Source organism: Janthinobacterium sp. 67 (assembly GCF_002797895.1).
In the GTDB taxonomy this organism is placed as follows: domain Bacteria; phylum Pseudomonadota; class Gammaproteobacteria; order Burkholderiales; family Burkholderiaceae_D; genus Janthinobacterium.
In genome coordinates, this window is the sequence record NZ_PGES01000001.1 from 1419139 (window position 1) to 1437158 (window position 18020).

Annotated in this window: 24 protein-coding genes; 12 read left to right on the top strand and 12 right to left on the bottom strand. The window is 62.9% G+C overall.

Annotated elements, in window-relative coordinates; translation table 11 throughout:
* Nucleotides 1-77 precede the first annotated feature (77 nt).
* Together CLU90_RS06410 and CLU90_RS06415 are read left to right on the top strand one after the other, a co-directional pair.
* Entirely contained in the window at nt 78-641 is a 564-nt protein-coding gene (locus CLU90_RS06410) for a hypothetical protein (protein WP_092709881.1), read from the top strand.
* Between the two features lie 8 nt (nt 642-649).
* Nucleotides 650-1372 carry a hypothetical protein gene (locus CLU90_RS06415; RefSeq protein ID WP_139178123.1) on the top strand — a complete coding sequence of 241 codons (723 nt, stop codon included), beginning with the start codon at nt 650-652 and terminating at the stop codon, nt 1370-1372.
* A gap of 31 nt (nt 1373-1403) precedes the next feature.
* Here CLU90_RS06415 and CLU90_RS06420 read toward each other — a convergent pair whose 3' ends face one another.
* Complete coding sequence (locus CLU90_RS06420; RefSeq protein ID WP_092709100.1) at nt 1404-1649, bottom strand: hypothetical protein; 246 nt, start codon at nt 1647-1649, stop codon at nt 1404-1406.
* Nucleotides 1650-2386: 737 nt separating this feature from the next.
* Here CLU90_RS06420 and CLU90_RS29155 point away from each other — a divergent pair.
* Nucleotides 2387-2647, top strand: coding sequence for a hypothetical protein (locus CLU90_RS29155; RefSeq protein ID WP_139178125.1), 261 nt, complete (start codon nt 2387-2389; stop codon nt 2645-2647).
* A 109-nt stretch (nt 2648-2756) separates the two neighbouring features.
* On the opposite strand, the gene CLU90_RS30085 is transcribed toward CLU90_RS29155, so the two are convergent.
* The 6 genes from CLU90_RS30085 to folE2 all read right to left on the bottom strand — a co-directional run bounded on the left by CLU90_RS30085 (nt 2757) and on the right by folE2 (nt 7966).
* A complete protein-coding gene (locus CLU90_RS30085; protein WP_269799989.1) occupies nt 2757-2891 on the bottom strand; it encodes a hypothetical protein in 135 nt (44 codons plus the stop codon).
* A 111-nt stretch (nt 2892-3002) separates the two neighbouring features.
* On the bottom strand, nt 3003-5468 hold the full coding sequence (locus CLU90_RS06430; protein WP_092709103.1) for a penicillin-binding protein 1A: 2466 nt from the start codon (nt 5466-5468) through the stop codon (nt 3003-3005).
* Between the two features lie 74 nt (nt 5469-5542).
* Entirely contained in the window at nt 5543-5938 is a 396-nt protein-coding gene (locus CLU90_RS06435; protein ID WP_092709106.1) for a hypothetical protein, read from the bottom strand.
* Complete coding sequence (gene blaOXA / locus CLU90_RS06440) at nt 5935-6753, bottom strand: class D beta-lactamase (RefSeq protein WP_092709110.1); 819 nt, start codon at nt 6751-6753, stop codon at nt 5935-5937. Before blaOXA ends, CLU90_RS06435 begins: the two co-directional genes overlap by 4 nt.
* Nucleotides 6754-6856: 103 nt before the next feature.
* Nucleotides 6857-7015 (bottom strand): hypothetical protein, encoded by a 159-nt coding sequence (locus tag CLU90_RS29160; protein WP_157808754.1) that lies wholly within the window; start codon nt 7013-7015, stop codon nt 6857-6859.
* A 33-nt stretch (nt 7016-7048) separates the two neighbouring features.
* Nucleotides 7049-7966 carry a GTP cyclohydrolase FolE2 gene (gene folE2, locus CLU90_RS06445; protein ID WP_092709114.1) on the bottom strand — a complete coding sequence of 306 codons (918 nt, stop codon included), beginning with the start codon at nt 7964-7966 and terminating at the stop codon, nt 7049-7051.
* Between the two features lie 121 nt (nt 7967-8087).
* Between folE2 and CLU90_RS06450 the strand changes: the two genes are divergently transcribed.
* The 3 genes from CLU90_RS06450 to CLU90_RS06460 are packed head-to-tail and all read left to right on the top strand — an operon-like array spanning nt 8088 to nt 9162.
* Nucleotides 8088-8423 carry an ArsR/SmtB family transcription factor gene (locus CLU90_RS06450; RefSeq protein ID WP_092709117.1) on the top strand — a complete coding sequence of 112 codons (336 nt, stop codon included), beginning with the start codon at nt 8088-8090 and terminating at the stop codon, nt 8421-8423.
* 15 nt (nt 8424-8438) lie between these two features.
* Nucleotides 8439-8696 carry a hypothetical protein gene (locus CLU90_RS06455; protein ID WP_046682902.1) on the top strand — a complete coding sequence of 86 codons (258 nt, stop codon included), beginning with the start codon at nt 8439-8441 and terminating at the stop codon, nt 8694-8696.
* 34 nt (nt 8697-8730) lie between these two features.
* Nucleotides 8731-9162 (top strand): hypothetical protein, encoded by a 432-nt coding sequence (locus CLU90_RS06460; protein ID WP_092709120.1) that lies wholly within the window; start codon nt 8731-8733, stop codon nt 9160-9162.
* Here the strand turns inward: CLU90_RS06460 and alkB are convergent.
* Nucleotides 9134-9796 carry a DNA oxidative demethylase AlkB gene (gene alkB, locus CLU90_RS06465; RefSeq protein ID WP_092709123.1) on the bottom strand — a complete coding sequence of 221 codons (663 nt, stop codon included), beginning with the start codon at nt 9794-9796 and terminating at the stop codon, nt 9134-9136. The genes CLU90_RS06460 and alkB overlap by 29 nt on opposite strands.
* Nucleotides 9797-9890: 94 nt before the next feature.
* Here alkB and CLU90_RS06470 point away from each other — a divergent pair, with 94 nt between their 5' ends.
* Nucleotides 9891-10361 carry a heme-degrading domain-containing protein gene (locus tag CLU90_RS06470; protein ID WP_092709126.1) on the top strand — a complete coding sequence of 157 codons (471 nt, stop codon included), beginning with the start codon at nt 9891-9893 and terminating at the stop codon, nt 10359-10361.
* Here CLU90_RS06470 and CLU90_RS06475 read toward each other — a convergent pair whose 3' ends face one another.
* From CLU90_RS06475 to CLU90_RS06485, 3 genes are read right to left on the bottom strand one after another with little or no spacing between them, the layout of a single operon-like run.
* Nucleotides 10362-10505: a hypothetical protein gene (locus tag CLU90_RS06475; RefSeq protein WP_198511160.1), complete on the bottom strand. Its 144-nt coding sequence runs from the start codon at nt 10503-10505 to the stop codon at nt 10362-10364.
* Nucleotides 10506-10515: 10 nt separating this feature from the next.
* Complete coding sequence (locus CLU90_RS06480; protein WP_175539185.1) at nt 10516-11262, bottom strand: SDR family NAD(P)-dependent oxidoreductase; 747 nt, start codon at nt 11260-11262, stop codon at nt 10516-10518.
* On the bottom strand, nt 11246-11827 hold the full coding sequence (locus CLU90_RS06485) for a GntR family transcriptional regulator (RefSeq protein ID WP_157808755.1): 582 nt from the start codon (nt 11825-11827) through the stop codon (nt 11246-11248). The genes CLU90_RS06480 and CLU90_RS06485 overlap by 17 nt, the downstream gene beginning before the upstream one ends.
* Here CLU90_RS06485 and CLU90_RS06490 point away from each other — a divergent pair.
* Nucleotides 11817-12206 carry an acyl-CoA thioesterase gene (locus CLU90_RS06490; RefSeq protein WP_232731101.1) on the top strand — a complete coding sequence of 130 codons (390 nt, stop codon included), beginning with the start codon at nt 11817-11819 and terminating at the stop codon, nt 12204-12206. The two genes, CLU90_RS06485 and CLU90_RS06490, sit on opposite strands and share 11 nt — an antisense overlap.
* Before the next feature lie 139 nt (nt 12207-12345).
* Nucleotides 12346-13710 (top strand): amino acid permease, encoded by a 1365-nt coding sequence (locus tag CLU90_RS06495; protein WP_092709140.1) that lies wholly within the window; start codon nt 12346-12348, stop codon nt 13708-13710.
* A gap of 78 nt (nt 13711-13788) precedes the next feature.
* Here the strand turns inward: CLU90_RS06495 and CLU90_RS06500 are convergent, their stop codons facing one another.
* Entirely contained in the window at nt 13789-15309 is a 1521-nt protein-coding gene (locus tag CLU90_RS06500; RefSeq protein ID WP_198511161.1) for a hypothetical protein, read from the bottom strand.
* Nucleotides 15310-15667: 358 nt separating this feature from the next.
* Between CLU90_RS06500 and CLU90_RS06505 the strand changes: the two genes are divergently transcribed.
* From CLU90_RS06505 to CLU90_RS06515, 3 genes are all read left to right on the top strand, one after another.
* Nucleotides 15668-17011, top strand: coding sequence for a sensor domain-containing protein (locus tag CLU90_RS06505; protein ID WP_092709149.1), 1344 nt, complete (start codon nt 15668-15670; stop codon nt 17009-17011).
* A 48-nt stretch (nt 17012-17059) separates the two neighbouring features.
* Nucleotides 17060-17425 carry a hypothetical protein gene (locus CLU90_RS06510; protein WP_157808757.1) on the top strand — a complete coding sequence of 122 codons (366 nt, stop codon included), beginning with the start codon at nt 17060-17062 and terminating at the stop codon, nt 17423-17425.
* Nucleotides 17426-17493: 68 nt separating this feature from the next.
* Nucleotides 17494-17937 (top strand): DUF411 domain-containing protein, encoded by a 444-nt coding sequence (locus tag CLU90_RS06515; protein WP_100427465.1) that lies wholly within the window; start codon nt 17494-17496, stop codon nt 17935-17937.
* Nucleotides 17938-18020 lie beyond the last annotated feature (83 nt).

Below are 18020 nucleotides of genomic sequence, written 5' to 3' on the forward strand. Positions count from 1 at the left end.
GCCGGCGCGCTGTGCAAGCGCGTGGCCATCTTGGCAAGTTGCCATCTATAATATGGCAACTTTTCTTTATGGCCATCATGACTCCATTTTCCGCGATACGCGGCGCCGCAGCGGCAGCCGTTTTTCTTTGCGCTGGCGCCTCGGCGCAAGCGCCCATGCCCAACCTCGTTGGCGACTACAAGTTGCTCTCGTCGACGACCGTGCCGCCCAGCAACTGGGGCTATTCCAAGGGCCGTGTTTCGATCAAGCAGCTCGATGAGCATCACCTGCTGATCCTCCTTTCCTGCGAATGGAAACGCGAACCGAAGGCCGTCTGCGGCGATTACTATTATGCCCAGTGGCGCGACAACGGCCTGTATCTGCAGGATATGAATACCTTTGCCATGCGCCTGTACTTCGACCCCGCTTCGCGCAAGCTCACCATCATTTCGCGCGGCGCCGACGCCAAGCAAAGCGTACGCCACGAAGTATTCGGCGCAACAACCGAGCCGCTCACGGACCCCGCCCTCGTGCGGCGCATGAAGCGCGAGCAGTCGAATGCCGACAGCAAGGAAAACCGGCGCGTGTTCGGGCCCTACACCAAGTGGGACTACCAGGAAAACCGCATCGAATTCCAGCGCCAGGACGTGACGGCAAAGTGATGGAGCACGTGCTACAACCGCTGCGGCGCCAGCTGCTGCGTCTCGCTGGCGCCCTGCTATGCTCGCCTGTGCTGGCGCGCGCGGCCAACAACGGCCTGCCGCGCGCCGTGCGCCAGCGCATCGTGGCCACGCTCGACGCACCGCTGCCCAAGGTGCTCAATGTGCACCATCTGGCGCTGATACGGCGCTTCCATATCGGCTGGTCGCCCGTGGAAAGCGGCGCGCCCATGCTCAACCCGGCGCACCCGCTGGGCAAAGGCGATACCGTGGAACTGGCCACGCAAGCGATTGCCAGCAAGGATGCGGCGCTGGCCGCCCAGCGCCTGATGGAAGCGGCGCTGCTGCTGCCCCACTTCGTGCAGATGGCCGACCTGAAACCGGGCAGCTATGCCAACGGCAAGACGCCCTTCACTTTGACGGCCCGCCATCTGATACTGCTGCGCCAGCAATCGTGGATGCCGCTGGAAATGCTGGGCATGGGTGCGCAAGACTACCTGGCCGAAGGCTATTGGCCCACGCCGTCCGTCGACGGCAAGCGGCCCTACGGCGACTTCACGAATTATCCCGTCGAAATGGCGCAGGCACTGGGCCTGCCCGTGCGCAAACAAGCGAACGGCAGCCTGACCATCCCGCCCGCGCTGAGAGCGGAACTGCAAACACTGCATCACCAAACCATGCCGGCGCTGCAGGTGTTGGTGCGGGAAGCTGGCTTGCGGCGCAATACGGTCTGACACGCAAGCAGCCTGAACCGGTGCAATGGAACTACCCTTTTTCAATTCCGATCATTTTTGGCGGCGACGGGTCTTTTCTGCGCTCGCATACCAATACGCGCAATGCGACGGATAGCGGTACGCCATTGGTATGCAAATATTTAGCGGCCACAGCGGTACCAAGCATTTCCTGGAAAATAATCGCCACATCTATTTTTTGTGCTGTCAATGCATCGATCCGCCTGGGATGATCAAGCGCCACCTGCGCGAGGCCACCGATGTAATTTTTATTTACCATGTAAATTCATGCCGAGTATGGGACAAGCACCGTATGCTCCCGCTTCGGACTACCGCAAATCGGCAGGCCGCATTCATTGATCCTTTTCCAGCATCCGAACGATTAATCAAATTAATCGAACTCGATTCCTCCCACATTGCAATAATCGGCTTTGATATTATTCCTCGCCATCAAATTGAAACATAAACACCCGTTTTTAAATCACTGAAATACATTTCGAAATATAAGCCGCATCACGTCATCAATATTTTCCCGCGATGAATGGAATAACTGAGCATATTGTTTATGCAGTTCTGGCAATTACCATGTGGCGCATGAAATTCCGATACAGCATCAACAGAATAATTTTCTTAAGAGTAATTTTAATTTCCTTAAAGCATTCATCGCACAATGAAGCCACAGTTGACCTCATATCCTAGCAGCAAGAATATATTCTGAAAGCAATACACAAAAAACATTGACTTATATCAACAGGGATAATGCAAGACACTTAATATTATAAAAAATTAAATTGAATTTCATTTGAGAAATAATTTACAAGATACCGTTTGTTAATGCGCCAAGAATAACCATTACTTCACCCCTGGAACTTTTATTTATTAAAAATAATAAAAATTTCTCTGCAGAAATTTTTATATGCCTGCGTTTATTGACATGTTTCCTTCGTGCGCTAGGGAAAATTTTTATATAGTAATATTTAAAAAAAATATTCAAAGCATTCTGGGTGAGCATTCCTGATGATAAAAAAAACAAGCACTTCATACGTCATCGAGTTTACGCAACGAACGACGCGGGTATTAAGGTCGCTCAATGTTGAGTCTGGACGGGTGAAGATTGATATCAAAGACACGGCGATGCCGTTCGACACGCGTATAGTCGATGCCTGGGTCAGCATCGAAGACGGCATCCTGTGGCTGGAGCATGAAACGGGAGAGGACTATACGGTGAAGATCAGGCTTGCCAAGGTGCTGCGCTGGTCACGCGAGCCCAAATGGTAGGAAGGCTGCCGGCGCACGCGGCACGTTTTCCAGCCCTGCCTGTGCTTGCCTGCGAAGAAACCTTGAGCAATACGGCAGTGAAATAAAGTGCGAAAGACAGGCTGGCCAGCTAGGCCTGGGCCGCCTGCCGTATCCACACTTCGGCAGGGATGCCCAGTTCCTCATGCAGGCGGCGAATCATCGGCAGGGTCAGCTGACGCGTGCCATTGAGAATCTCGTACACGCGATTCAGGCGCCCTGTCATCGGCTCAAGACTCGACTTCCCGCAACGCGGCGCGGTAATCATCGTCTGTGCGGACAGGTTTGATGCGCATCAATCAGGCATCATGGCTGCTGGCCAAGCCGGTACTTCCCATCAGCCCTGTGGTGCAGGCACTGGCGCAGGAGCGGGCTGTGGTGCCGGCGCGGGCGCAGGCTCCGGCACCGCCTTGCCATGCGACTCCTGCCCGCCGTCGCCTTCGGCCGGCATGGCCAGCGGCGCGGCTGGCGCGCCTTCTTGCAGCAAGTCTCCCGGCTCTTCCACCGGCTCGTCCTGCGGTTCCTCGACCGGTTCAACGTGGCGCAGCGGTGGCGGTGGCTTGCCGCCGGGGAAGATGGCATCGCGCGACAACTTGCCCGTGTCGAGCGCCGTCTTGAAGAAGTCGCCCACCACCAGCACGGCGTTGTGGCCGCCCTGGCCCCAGTAATTGCTGCGCATGGTGACGCGCGCATCATTAAAACCGACCCAGGCGCCGCCCACCAGTTCCGGATGCATGAGGATGAACCAGCCGTCCGCATTGTTTTGCGTGGTGCCGCTCTTGCCGGCCACGTCGGAGCGAATGCCGAAGCGGCTGCGGATGGCCGTGCCCGTGCCGCGGTCGATGACGCCGCGCATCATGTCCGTCAGGGTGGCGGCCGATGCCGCCTGCATGGCGCGCTTGGGCTTGTCTTCGCCGAAGCGGGCGATGACCTTGCCTTCGCGGTCCGTGATGTGCGTGACGACGAATGGCAGGCGCGCTTCGCCCTGGGCCGCGATGCTGGCGTAGGCGTTGACCATTTCCAGCAAGGTGACGGGACTGGTGCCCAGCGCCAGCGACGGCACTTTTTCCAGCTTGCTGTCGCGGATACCAAGCGCGCGCGCCAGTTTGATGATCGGCGGCAAGCCGACGTCCTGCATCACTTGCGCCGTGATGGTGTTTTTCGAGTAGACGAGACCGTCGCGCATGGTCATGTCGCGCCCCGTCGTGCCGCTCATGTCCGTCGGGCGCCATTTCGTGCCGTCGGCCGCCTTGATATCCATCACGGCATCGCGGTAGACGTGGTCGGGACTCAAGCCCTTTTCCAGCGCCGCGCCATACACGATGGGCTTGAAGGTGGAGCCGGGCTGGCGCGCCGCCTGCGATACGTGATCGAACTGTTCGCGCGCAAAGTCGCGGCTGCCCACCCAGGCGCGCACGGCGCCCGTGGCCGGGTCCATGGCCGTAAAGCCCGCTTCCAGGCGCGTCTTCGACTTGCGCAGGGCCGCCATGAAGGCGCGGTCGCCCTTCAGTTGCGCCAGCGCCGCCTCGGGCGTGTCGCCGGCGGCCGTCAGCTTGCGGTAGTCGGCCGATTCGCGCACGAAGGCGTCCAGCAGGGCCGGATGCGACTTCCAGAAATAATCGAAGGCCACGCTGCCGCCCTGCATGCCCGCGTACATGCCCGTCGAGGTGGACGACGGCACGCCGGCGCGGCTCCATTCCACATCGGCGATGGCCTGCAAGGCGTTGGCCTGGCGCTCGACGGCGCGCTCGGCCGCCTGCTGCAGGTCGTAGTCGAGCGTGGTGTGCACCACGAGGGCGTCCAGTTCCAGGTTGTAATCGTTTTCGTCGGCCCAGTCGATCAGCCACTTGCGCACATAAGCCGTGAAATGGCTGTCCGACTGCGCCCGCTCGCTCTGGCGCTCGAAATGCAGACGCAGCGGACGCTTGATCAACTGTTTGTAGCGCGCCTCGTCGATGACGTCGTGCTTGCGCATCTGCCCCAGCACCACGTTGCGACGCTGCAGCGAGCGCTCGGGATTGCCGACGGGATTGTAGTAATTCGTGCCCTTGAGCATGCCGACCAGGGTGGCGCTTTCGAGGATATCGAGGCGCGACGCGGGCTTGTCGAAATAGGTGCGGGCCGCCATCTCGATGCCGTAGGTGTTGTACAGGAAAGGCACCGTATTCAGGTACGCTTCGAGGATTTCCGTCTTGCTGTAGGTCGCCTCGATTTTCAGGGCCGTGATCAGCTCCTTCAGCTTGCGGTTCAGGTTGCGCGAGCGGCCGATTTCCTCGGGGAACATATTGCGCGCCAGCTGCTGCGTGATGGTGGAACCGCCCTGCGGGTTGCCGCTCGCCGTGTGCACGATGGCGCCCGCCGTGCGCGTGAAATCGACGCCGTGGTGTTCGTAGAAACGGTGGTCTTCCGTCGAGATCAGCGCGCTGATCACGTTCGGCGAAATCTGTTTTAACGTGACACGCTCCTGCAAGCCCTGATCGAAGCGGGCCAGCTCCTTGCCGTCCGCGCTGACCATGGTGCTGGGCGCGGCCGCGCGCGCCTGGCGCAAGTCATGGATGCTGGGCGTCAAGGGGATCAGCAGCAGCATGTACAAGGCCATCAGCGCCAGCAGGGCCAGGAATGACCACAAGCCCAGCACCAGCGCGCGCCGCAGGGGGGGCAAGGTCATCAGGTGCGCGTGGCCGCGCCGGTACAGCGCCACCGCCCTCGCCCATGCCACGCCCACCACGCGCAAGGCCTGCGCGCGCGTCCATGTCCATACTTGTCTTGCTTTTTCCTGAAACTGCTCCATGCCTGATGCCATGCCTATAACCTTGTCTGATGCCGGAAAATCCGTTTCAGCAAGTATATAGGGCGGGCAACAAAGCGGGCCGGATTTTACGCCAGGCAAGCATCGAGGCGCGCCACGGTGACGCCCACATAGGCGCCCACGCAGCGCGCATCGTGCGTCGTAAACGGGTTTTCCAGCTGCAGCAGGCCGCAATCGCAGATGACGGGGTCGACCTGGGTCACGACGCCGAGCGCCAGGTAGCGCCAGCCATCCAGGCGCAGCAAGCGCTTTTCCTGGCCAGGGTTGGCGCGGAAGATGGCGTCCCAGTCGTCCATTTCGCCGGGCATGGGCCACAGTTCGGCCTGGAACTGCGTGCCGGCGGCCATGCGTCCGCCGCCGAATTCGTCCATCACGTGCAGGCGCTGGCCGGCCACCTCGATGACGGCTTCCAGGTAGTCGCCGTCGGAAGCGATGAAGGTGGCGGAGACGATGCTGGCCGTCACTTCTGCGCCTGCTCCAGCAGGGCAGGCAATTCTTTCAGCATCGCTTCGCGCGTGCGCAAGCCTGCTGACTGCTGGCCCTTCTGCTCGTCCTGCACCAGTCGCGCGAAGACGATGCTGCGCTCGCCCTTGCTGGCCCAGCCCACGAACCAGCCATAGCCATGCGCTTCATCAAAGCTGCCGTCGGCCTTGCGCGGGAAGGCCGCGCCCGTCTTGCCATGCACTTGCCAGCCGTCCACGTCCGCCAGGCGCGTCAGGCGCCGCGTCTGTTCCATCGCCTGTTTGGACACGGGCAATTGATCGTTGACCAGCTTGCGCAGGAAGCCCAGTTGCTCGAGCGGAGAGATTTTCAGCGAAGAGCTGATCCACGAGCGTTCCAGGCTATTGTCCTTGCCCTTGTCGCCCGACACGTCCGCATTGCCATAACGCAAAGCCTTCGCGTATTTCTGGAAGCGCTCGGCGCCCAGCGCCTGCGTGATCTGCTGCGAATACCAGACGACGGAATACTGCATCCAGCGCGACGGGTCCGTATCCTGGCGCCAGGCATCGCCGCCCCAGTCCACATAGCCCTGGCGGTAAGGCAGGCTGGGCTTGTGCTCGTCCTTGAGGAAACCGGCGTCATAGCCCATCAGGCTGAGCGCGATCTTGAACGTGGACGCGGGCGTGACGCGGTCCAGGCAATTGCCCTCTTGCAGCAAGACCGTGCCCGTCCTGGCGTCGGCCATGGCCGTGCAGAGGGTGGCGGAATGGGCTTGCGAGGCGGCCAGGACGGCGCCTGTCAGGCCGAGGATGAACTGGAAGAATGCGCGATATTTCATGGGCCTCCGGGGTTGGGGGAGTGGGGGGAGTAGGCGAAATTGTACCGGGCGGCGCGGCGCGATGCCAGCGCGGATGCATCGCCCTGCCCCTCGCACCTTGACGCTAGTGGCCACCCGGCTGGCGTTCCCGCTTCAGCCGCTCCTCTTCCAGCTCGTCCATGCCCAGCTTTTCCTCGTCGATCAGCGCATGGTCGCGCCGTTCGCGTTCCAGTTCCGCTTCCAGGCTGTCGTCGTCGACTTCCCGCTCGATTTTCTCCGGCATGCTGTCTTCCTCCACGGTGCTTGAGTAAAAGGTTCAGGCAAGCTTGCCCGTCTGCGCCACGGCATCGTGCGGATGCAGGCTCTCCATATGCCGTACGGTAACACGCGCCTGCGCACAGTATGGCGCCAGCGCCGCCTGCACGCGGCGGGCCGCGTCTTCCACATACATCAGATTAGCACCATTCAAGCGCGCGAACGCCTGCTCGTCGGCCCGTTTCACGGCCGTCTGCAGCGGCGTCGCCAGCGCCGCCTCCACCAGGTCGATCAGGGGAAACAGGTCCAGCTCCGCCTGCTGCGTCAATGGCACGGTGACCGTCGCCGTGCTGCGCTGGCTGTGCGGCGTGGCCAGGCTCGCGTGGTGCTGCAGCCAGGCGCGCGCGGCGTCGCCATCGATCTCGCCCGCGCCAAACCGCGCCGCAAAGGCGTCGGCAAGCAGTTGCCGCGCCAGCGCCGCCGAACAGGGGCAGGTCGACGAGTAGCCGATCTCCACCGTCAGCGACAACGTGAAGCCCTGCGGCGAGCAGCTGGCCTGCAGGCGCACGGGATACGATTTCCAGCCCGCCAGCCCCGCCGTCAGCAGCGCCGGCTGGCGCCGCAGCACGGGAAACGCCAACGCCAGGCGCGCCTGCGTGCTGCCGCAATCGGCGTGGCTGTCCACCATGCGCCGCAGCAAGGCGGCCAGCGCGCTGGCATCGAGCGGCTGCGCGGCGGCAAACGCATCGAGCAGCAGATACAAACGCGACATGTGGATGCCCTTGACTGCCGGATCGGGCAGATCGACCTGCACGTCGGCCCAGGCATGGACTTGCTGCGCCTGCCCGCCCTCTTCCAGCCACAAGGGCAAGGCGATGCCCTGCATGCCCACCCACTCGAGCGGCAAGGGACTGCCCAGATGGGGGCCGGCCGCCACGTCGGGCAAGGGAGAGGAAATCGAATCGCGCTTCATGGTCATGGCTCCATATGCAAACAAGTTGCATATCATGGAGAAAAGCCGCCATATTTGCAAGTATATTGCATTAAAGTGATGCGATATTTTTCTTGACTAGCTAACACATGTCAGATAATGTTGACACATGACAGATATCAACACACCACTGACGGGCGAGCGCTTGCTGCTCATGCTGGCGGCGCTCGACAACCCGCACCGACTGCGCATCATCGCGGCGCTGGCCAGCGGCGGGCGCAATTACATCAGCCAGCTGGCGCGCGACCTGGGCATCAGCCGGCCCCTGCTGCATTTGCACCTGCAAAAACTGGAACACGCGGGACTGGTCACCAGCCAGCTGGAGCTGTCGCATGACGGCAAGGCCCTCAACTATTTCGAGGCCAGCCCATTTGAATTGCGGCTGACGCCGGCCAGCATCGCCACGGCGGCGTCCTCGCTCACCCCCACCCCGGATCAATCCTGAACTGTAGAGGCCATCATGTCTGAAAATATCTTTTTTGCCGCCTTCTTCTTTCCCTGCACGGCCGCCGTCATCATCTTCGCCCTCAAATACACGTCCGGCATCGTGCAGGCGCGCGCCAGGCTGGCGCAGGACGGCGCCTACCAGGAGCTGGCCAAATCGATGGCCGCCGCCCAGGTGGAAACGGCAGCGTCGCTGGCCGCATTGAGCGCATCCGTGGCGCAGATCCAGGCACGCCTGGGCAGCCTGGAAACCATCCTCAAGGAAGTCGAATAATCCCTTTGCCCTAACACGACTTGGAGACCGCACCATGAATACCGTATCGACCGCCCGTCTGTATGCGCTGCGCGCCATGTATCTGCTGGTCGTCGCGGGCCTCGGCAGCGTGCTGTGGCCCGGCATCGTCACCCCGCACGCGCCGTGGGAACTGATGCGCGGCACCGTGAACTGCATGCTGGCCGCGTTTTCATTGCTGTGTTTGCTGGGCTTGCGCTATCCGCTGCAGATGCTGCCCGTGCTGCTGTGGGAAGCGCTGTGGAAGACCCTGTGGCTGCTGCTCGTGGCGCTGCCGCAATGGCTGCACGGCGGCCTGGATCCCGCCACCGCGCAATATGTCTTCGAGATGTCGTTCGTCGTGCTCGTCTACCTGGCCATTCCGTGGCGCTATGTGCATGCCCAATACGTACGCAAGCCAGGTACGCCATGGCGCCAGCTCAGGCAGCCTTGCGAAACGTCAAATTGATGCGCTGCGCGCCCAGCAGCGCGTGTTGGCCCTCCTTCAGCGGCGCCACGCCGTGAAAGCGCAGGCGGTCGGGGCCACCCCATACCACGACGTCGCCATGCAGCAGGCCGATGCGGGCCGCCTTGTCGGCCCGCTCGGCGCCGCCGAACAGGAAAATAGCGGGTAAACCCAGCGAGACGGAAACGATGGGCGCGTTGAAATCGCATTCGTCGCGGTCCTGGTGCAGGGCCATGCGCGCACCGGGCGCATAACGGTTGACCAGGCAGGCGTCGGGAGCGAAGCCGGGATAGCCGGCCGCCAGCGCCGCCTCCTGCGCCAGGCGCAGGAAGACGGGCGGCATGGGCGGCCAGGGAAGACCGCTGTCCGGATCGCGCCGCGCATAGCGGTAGCCCCGTCCATCCGTGACCCAGCCTAGGGCGCCGCAATTGCTCATCGCGACCGACATGCGCAAGCCGCCCGGCGTGGCCATGTGGCGCAGGGGCGCCGCCAGCACGATGGCGTCCAGCGCCGGCAGCATCTCGTCCAGGTAAGGCAGCGCAAAACCGCGCAGCAGGATGGACGCGGACGAGCCTGGCACCAGCGGCACGGGGCCGGCCGGGACTTGCTCTTCATCGGCGAACAGGGACAGGTTCATGCCGTCTATTTTAGCCGCGCCATGGAAAAAGCGCGCGCGGCTGTCCCATGGTGCGCTACAGTAGCGCTTCCAGCCACTATCACCTGCCCCTACGATGGATCATTACGCCGATTTGCTGCAAACCCTGGCGCAACAGGAAGAATCCCTGCAATTCGAACGCTTCGACAACGATGCCGCACTGGCCGTGGGCCTGTGGATCGTCGAGGAAGTGCGCAAGCGGGGCAAGGCTGTCACCGTCAACATCACGCGCAACGGCCAAGTCCTGTTCCACCACGCCATGACGGGCGCCACGGCGGACCAGGCGGACTGGATACGCCGCAAGAACAACACGGTGCAGCGCTTTTGCCGCAGTTCCTACTACATGGGCATCTCGTATAAAAGCCGCGGCAGCACCTTCGAAGACGTGAAATACCTCGACGACATCGAGTACGCGGGCCACGGCGGCGCTTTCCCCCTGCTGATACGCGGCGTGGGACTGGTCGGCACGGTGACCGTGTCCGGCCTGGCGCAGGCCGACGACCACGCGCTCGTGGTGGCTGCCTTGCAGGCGCAGCTGGGCAAATAGTCAGGCAGCCAGCGCCGGCGTGTGCATCGATACTTCCGGGTGTTCATCCGCCCCCGGCGCATGCGCACCCTCTTCACAGATCGTGCGGCAGCACGGGGCCGCCCCTGCGGCCGAACAGCCGACGATGCCGATATGCTTGCTCATGCCTCCCCGCTTAAATGCGCTGGCCGCCGTCGATGGGAATTTCCGCGCCCGTGATGTACGAGGCGCGCTCGCTGCACAAAAACTCCACCAGATCCGCCACTTCGGCCGTCGTGCCCAGGCGGCGCAGGGGGATTTGCGTGTCGACGATGTGCGAGGTGCCCGGCGACAGGATGGCCGTGTCGATCTCGCCCGGCGCGATGGCGTTCACGCGCACGTTCAGCGGCGCCATGTCGTTGGCCATTTCGCGCGTCAGCGACGCCAGCGCCGCCTTCGAACTGGCGTAGGCGGAACCGGCAAACGGGTGCACGCGGTAGCCGGCGATCGAGCACAGGTTCACGACGGAGCCATGCGCGTTCGACAATTCCTGCGCGAAGCCGCGCGTCAGGGCCAGCGGTGCAAAGAAATTCGTGTTGTACATTTCCTGCCACGTCTGCATGTCGGTGGTCAGCGAATTGACGCGCGCGCCGCCCGGCCCCTTCGGCGACACGCCCGCATTGTTCACCAGCGCATGCAGCTTGGAATCACCCAGCATGGGGCGCAAGGTGTCGACCATTTGCCCGATCTGGCTCAGGTCCGACAAATCCATGCACACATGCGTGTTGTGCTCCTGGCCGCGCGGGCAGCCGCCGGGAATCGGGCTGCGCGACACGGTGATGACCCGCCAGCCCAGGCTGCGGAAGCGCTCCGCCACCGCATGGCCGATGCCGCGGCTGGCGCCCGTGACGATGGCGGTTTTCTGTTCAGTCTTGTGCTTCATGTTCTTCCTCGTCCATTTCTTTCTGTGTTGCACCGGCATGCATGCGCTCCTGGCGCATCACGTACGCAAGCATCTGCGTGCCGCCGTCAAGGATGTCCTGTTCGATGGCGTGCCGCGCGGCCGGGCCGTCGCGCTGGCGCAGCGCATCGATGATGGCGTGGTGGTGGCCCACCCGCATGTCGGGCGAAAAGCTCGCGTAGCCGGCCGCGATCAGGGGCGCCGTCTGCATCCACAGATGGTCGACGAAGCGTTTCAAGGTCGGCATGCCGGCCGCCTGCGCCAGGCCCAGGTGAAACGCCTGGTTGCATTGCAGTGCCGCCGCCAGGTCGTGGCGCGCAATAGCGTCTTCATTCGCCTGCAGCAAGCGTTCCAGGTCGGCCAGGGTGGCGTCGTCGATGCGCTGCGCCGCCTCGAATGCGCCCAGCCCTTCCAGTTCCAGGCGCAGCGCGCGGATTTCCAGGTAGCGCGCCACGCTGAGCACGGGCACGCGGAAGTCGCGCGGCGAGCGCAGCACGAGCGCCTCTTCCTGCACCAGCTGCAGCATGGCGTCGCGCTTGCAGCACACGAACAACGCCGTCTACGTGCGCTGGTGCGAACATATCGCCTGGCACCATTCGGCCAGCCTGGGACTGGACCTCGATGATTACCGGCGCCTGGACCGCGCCATGGCCATACGCCGCGGCGAATACGACTACCTGCTGCCGACGCGCGCCGGCGAAGCGCTGACCCTGGCCACCTGGCTGTGCGCCAGCGACGGCCGTTCCAGCATGGAGCGGCGCTTCCAGCTGGTGCGCGACAGCGACGGCGCCACCGTCGTGCGCGGGCGCTGGGAACTGATCTGCATCGAATTGAGCAGCGGCCGCGCGCGCCGCCTGCCGCCGGAATTCCTGGCCGTGTATGAACCGGCCATCGTCGCGGCCGGCGCGCTGCGCGCAGACGACTAGGCCACCGTTTTGCGCGCCGTTCGGCGAAGATGCGGGGCATTTCTTGCGCCTCCGCAGTGCAACATGCATTTCGCTCCTGCTTTGCCCGTCCATGCTTTAGAATCAGCGACCTCAGCCCCGTAAAAACAGGATAAAACATATGACGGCAGTCGGGAATACCGAACCACAAGAGCTCAAGCGCGGCCTGAAAAGCCGCCACATCCAGCTCATCGCCCTGGGCGGCGCCATCGGCACCGGCCTGTTTCTGGGCATCGCGCAAACCATCAAGATGGCCGGACCTTCCGTGCTGCTCGGCTATGGCATCGCCGGCGTCATCGCCTTTTTGATCATGCGCCAGCTGGGCGAGATGGTGGTGGACGAACCCGTCGCCGGCTCCTTCAGCTATTTCGCCGACAAGTACTGCGGCCACCTGCCCGGCTTTTTGTCGGGCTGGAATTACTGGGTACTGTATGTGCTCGTCAGCATGGCCGAACTGACGGCCGTCGGCATCTACGTGCAGTACTGGTGGCCGGGCGTGCCCACCTGGGTCTCGGCCCTCGTCTTCTTTTGCGCCATCAACGCCATCAGCCTGCTCAATGTGAAGGCCTTCGGCGAGATGGAATTCTGGTTCGCCATCATCAAGGTGGTCGCCATCATCGGCATGATCGTCTTTGGCGCCTACCTGCTCGCTTCCGGCGACGCTGGCCCGCAGGCGTCGGTGGCCAACCTGTGGCAGCATGGCGGCTTCTTCCCGAATGGCTGGCAGGGCCTGGTGATGGCCATGGCCGTCATCATGTTCTCGTTCGGCGGCCTGGAACTGGTGGGCATCACGGCGGCCGAGGCGGATGACCCGAGCACGACGATCCCGCGCGCCACCAACCAGGCCATCTACCGCATCCTGATTTTCTATATCGGCGCGCTGGGCATTTTGCTGTCGCTGTACCCGTGGCAAAACGTCGTCACCGGCGGCAGCCCCTTCGTGCTGATCTTCCATGCGCTCGACAGCAACTTGGTGGCCACGGCCCTGAACGTGGTGGTGCTGACGGCCGCCCTGTCCGTGTACAACAGCGGCGTGTACTGCAACACACGCATGCTGTTCGGCCTGGCCAAGCAAGGCAATGCGCCGCGCGCGCTGCTGCACCTGAACCGCCGCGGCGTGCCGCTGGTGGCCCTGGGCGTATCGGCGCTGGCGACGGGCGCCTGCGTGGTGGTCAATTACTTCATGCCGGGCGAAGCGTTCGAAGTGCTGATGGGCCTTGTCGTGTCGGCCCTGATCATCAACTGGGCCATGATCAGCTGGATCCATTTGCGCTTCCGCGCACAGAAAAAGGCCGAGGGCAAGACGACCCTGTTCCAGAGCCTGGGCTACCCGTTCACCAACTACCTGTGCCTGGTCTTCCTGGCCGGCATCCTGGTGATCATGTACCTGACGCCGGGTCTGCGCATTTCCGTCTACCTGATCCCCGTGTGGCTGGCCGCGCTGGGCATCGGCTACTGGATCAAGCAAAACAAGGCCAAGGCATAGGCTTGCGCCGTATTTTGCCATCGGCAAACAAAAAGCCCGTCTTCGCAGACGGGCTTTTTGCATTGGAGGCAGCCGTTTCTAAGCGGCGGCGGCCCCGCCCTCTTCCGGCGACACATCGGCCCGCCACGTACTGATGGTCATGCCCGCATACGACTGCAGCAGCACGTCGTCGCTCAAGGCCAGCATCGCCTGCTGGCGCTGCTCCGCCTTTTTCTCTGGAGTCATGCCCAGCTCGTCCGTCTTGTACGGCCCCAGCACGGGCAGCAGGTCGCGCAGCACGGAATAGTTGCCTGGCGTGGTCTTGTCCGATTCCAGCTTGCCCAGGAAATACTTCATGACATGTTCGGACTGATTGCCCTCCTGCCGCAAGCTCGCCTTGACCATCTTGCCATCCTTGTAGGCCACCTGCGCATCGCTGCTGGCCGTATCCTCGATCTGGTGGTAGGTATAGTTCTGCGATTCCGTGGCGGCCGTCAGGCGCAGCGGCACGCCGGGAACCAAGGTCTCATGGAAGCTGGCGCTCAGCTTCGATTGCTGCTGCTGCCTGAGCGAACGCGCATCCTGGCTGGCGCCGGTCTGCGACGTCTTTTGCGACACTTCATAATTGAAGCCGTCCTTTTCCGAGCTGCGCATCGGGTTGCTGAATTTCACGGCTTGCGACACGGAAGCGCTGAAATCGGCCAGCCCCGTCATGATGGACTTGTCTTCGGCGGCCAGGCGCCACTTGCCCGTCTCGGGACTGTCCGTGGCCACCTGCGGCGCGGCGGTATTGCTGTGCAAGGCCGTAAAGCTATCCTTGAGCATGGCCACCAGGCCCGCATCGCCATGGCCGCGCGATGCCGCCTGGTCGAACTGCTTCATGTAGCTGCCCAGCGCCTTCGCCTGCTTTTCCTTGCTGCCCAGGGTATTGAGCGCGCTGGCGTCGACCTTCAGGTCCAGGCTGCCTGCCTCGCCGCTGAAGCTGACCTTGCGCTGCGCGCCATCGGCCTGGAAATCCAGGGTTTGCACGCTTTCCGGTTCGCCGCGTACCTTGACTTCCGCATGCAGCTTCACCAACGACAGCACCTGCTGGTCGAACTGCATCAAGCCTTCCAGCTTGATTTTCGGCGTGCTCTGCCCCATGCCGTCGATGGCCGCCTGGAAACCCTTCGCCAGGTCGCCCAGGGCGCTCGCTTCAGCGTCGCTGAGGTCGCCGCTCGTCGTCATGTTCACGGCCAGGCCGTCGCCCTGGCTGTCGAGCGACAGCTTGACTTCCACGCCGCTTTTGGTCGTGATGCTGAGGGTCACCCTGTCTTCGCCATTGCCGTGCAGGCTGCCCGGCGCGATGCCGGACGCCGCATAGACATTCGGCGTGGTGCTCGGCGGCGGCTGGCGCATCGCCTGCGAGAAATTATAGTTGCCCAGCTTGGCCTGTCCCAGCATGGCCGCGCCCAGGCCGCTGAAGCGGCCGCCAAACGCATATGACGAGAAACTCTTCGTCATCGCCTCGCTCACCTTGTTGCGCGTCGCGCTTTCCCACACCATCGGCGGCTTCGTGAACGCTGCCGGGTTGCTGCCGTTCACGCTCTCGGGACTGAGGGCAACAATGGCAGATGGCATGGAGGCAGACGACGGCGACGGCGCCTCCGTGCGGCTGGACGCGGCGGAGGAAGCCCCTGACGGGGCGCTATTCCAGCTTGACAATGGAGAAATGGAGGTCATGGCGCGGTAACCTTGCAGTTGAAGGATGGGGGCATAATAAAATATCGATACGGTTGGTTTTTTCACAATTCCCGGGCGCCAGGCAAGCCTTGCGTCACGTTATCTGGCGTGGTGGCAAGTACTGCATGGCAATACTGCATTAACGGCAAGAAACGGCAAAGCATGAGTGTCGGGGAAATGAAACATTTTCATACGGATGACCCAGCCTCCCCGCAACAAGTTGATTCACTGCCGGGAATGTCTCAGAATGTACCGTATGGAACACAAGATTCTGCGCGCGCCGCTGGCCAGCTTTACCGACTTGTTGCTCGACGCCGTGTGCATGGTCGACGTGGACGGGCGCTTCGTGTTCGTCAGCGCCGCCTGCGAACGCATCTTCGGCTATACGCAGCGGGAAATGATCGGCAAGCTCATGATCGACCTGGTCGCTCCCGCCGACCGCGCCCGCACCCTGGCCGCCGCGCGCGCCATCATGGACGGCCATGCGCAGACGCACTTTGAAAACCGCTACCTGCGCAAGGATGGCAGCCTGGCGCACATCATGTGGTCGGCCCGCTGGTCGGCCGCCGACCAGCTGCGCGTGGCCGTGGCCCGCGACATCACCCTGCTGAAACAGGCGCAGGCAAAGCAGGCCGCGCTGTACGCCATTTCCGAAGCCATGCAGGCAACGCAAGACTTGCCCGCCTTGCTGCACCGCATCCAGCACATCATCGGCGAACACTTGCCGGCGCGCAGCCTGACCTTGCTGCTGCATGACGAAGACGGCGTCCACCCTCCGATGACCTGCCATGCCGACGACAGCGCGCCCCAGCCGACGTCATCCCTGGCCAGCCTGCTGTGCGATGAAGTGCTGCGCAGCGGCCGTCCCCTGCTGCTGCAGGCGGGACAACTGGCCGGCCTGCCGGCGGCGCTGCAAATTGCAGCCGGCGCCCTGTCGTCGTGCTGGCTTGCCGTGCCACTGTATTGCTCCATGGGCAGCATCGGCGTGCTGGCCCTGCAAGGCAGCCAGGATGCCGTCATCGGCACGGCGCAAGACCAGGATCTGCTGCAGTTTGTGGCCAAGCAACTTGCCACCGCCATCGAGCGCCGGCAGTTGCAGACGCAAATGCAGTTCATGGCCATGCACGACGAGCTGACCCGCCTGCCGAACCGCCGCCTGTTCCACGACCGCCTGCACACGGCATTCGCCCGCGCGCACCGCCAGGAAGGCCGGCTGTCGCTGCTGTTCCTGGACCTGAACAACTTCAAGCGAGTCAACGACGACCACGGCCATGCCTGTGGCGACCTGCTGCTGCAAACGGTGGCGAGCCGCCTGCGCGATTGCATGCGCGAAACCGATACCCTGGCCAGGATGGGCGGCGATGAATTTGTCGTGCTTCTGGAGAGCAACGTCACGCCGGCCGACGTCAGCCTGATCGAGCAAAAAATCCATGCGGCACTGGCCGCGCCGCTGCAACTGGGCAATGGGCAGCAATTGCAGATCACCGTCAGCATCGGCGTGGCCCACTATCCGGACGATGGCGACACCATGCAACTGCTGCTGCGTCATGCGGACCGGGCCATGTACGCGTCGAAAGTGCTGGCCGCCGCCTCGCGCTGAGCGGTCTGGCGGCGGGAGGCAGTTGCTCATATGCTATACTTTCCGGCGATGCTGAGACTCTTCAAAACATGGCTGATCCTGCTGTTGATCACGGCGGTGCCCCTGCAAGCGGCCGCTGCGGACGCCATGCGGCTGGACGCCGCGTCGCCTGCCGCCGCCATGACGGCCGCCTGCCAGCATCACGCTGCGCAGCCGGACAGCGCCGGCACGCCGGAAAACGGCAAGGCCTCCGCCAAACACCCCGCGTGCGGCGCCTGTAGCGCCTTTTGCCTGGGCGCGCTGATGCCGCCCTGTTTCACCGTGCCTGCCGTCGTGCTCAACGGCGCGGAACACGCCACCACAGGCAATGCCGCCTTGCTGACGGGATTCATTCCCGACGGCTTGCGCCGGCCTCCGAGACCGCTTTCCGCTTAAATTCACAACAGATTCCAAGCAGGCCACCAAGTTGGCCACGATAGACCCACTTCGTCTGAAAGCAGCACATGATCAAACATTTATTAGTGCGCGGCGCTTTCGCCGCCATGCTGGGCTTGCCCACGTTCGCCATGGCGGCCCTGCCCGTCATTGAAGTCTACAAGAGCGCCTCGTGCGGCTGCTGTTCCGCATGGATCAAGCACCTGGAAGCGAACGGCTTTACGGTGCGCGCGAAAAATGTCGAGATGCCGGCGCAATACCGCAAGCTGGCCGGCATTCCCGACGCGCTCGGCTCCTGCCACACGGGCCTCGTCAACGGCTACGCCATCGAAGGCCATGTGCCGGCCAGCGAGATCAAGCAGCTGCTGCGCGACAAGCCCAAGGCCAAAGGCCTGGCCGTGCCGGCGATGCCCATGGGTTCGCCAGGCATGGAAGGACCGCGCAAGGATGCGTATGACGTCTTGCTGGTCAAGAACAATGGCAGCACCGAAGTCTACAAGCACTACAAATAACACCGAGGGGAAATGAAAAACGCCGCCGGAATCGCTTCCGGCGGCGTTTTTTGTCTCAGGCAGCAAAGAATTTACTGCCTGTC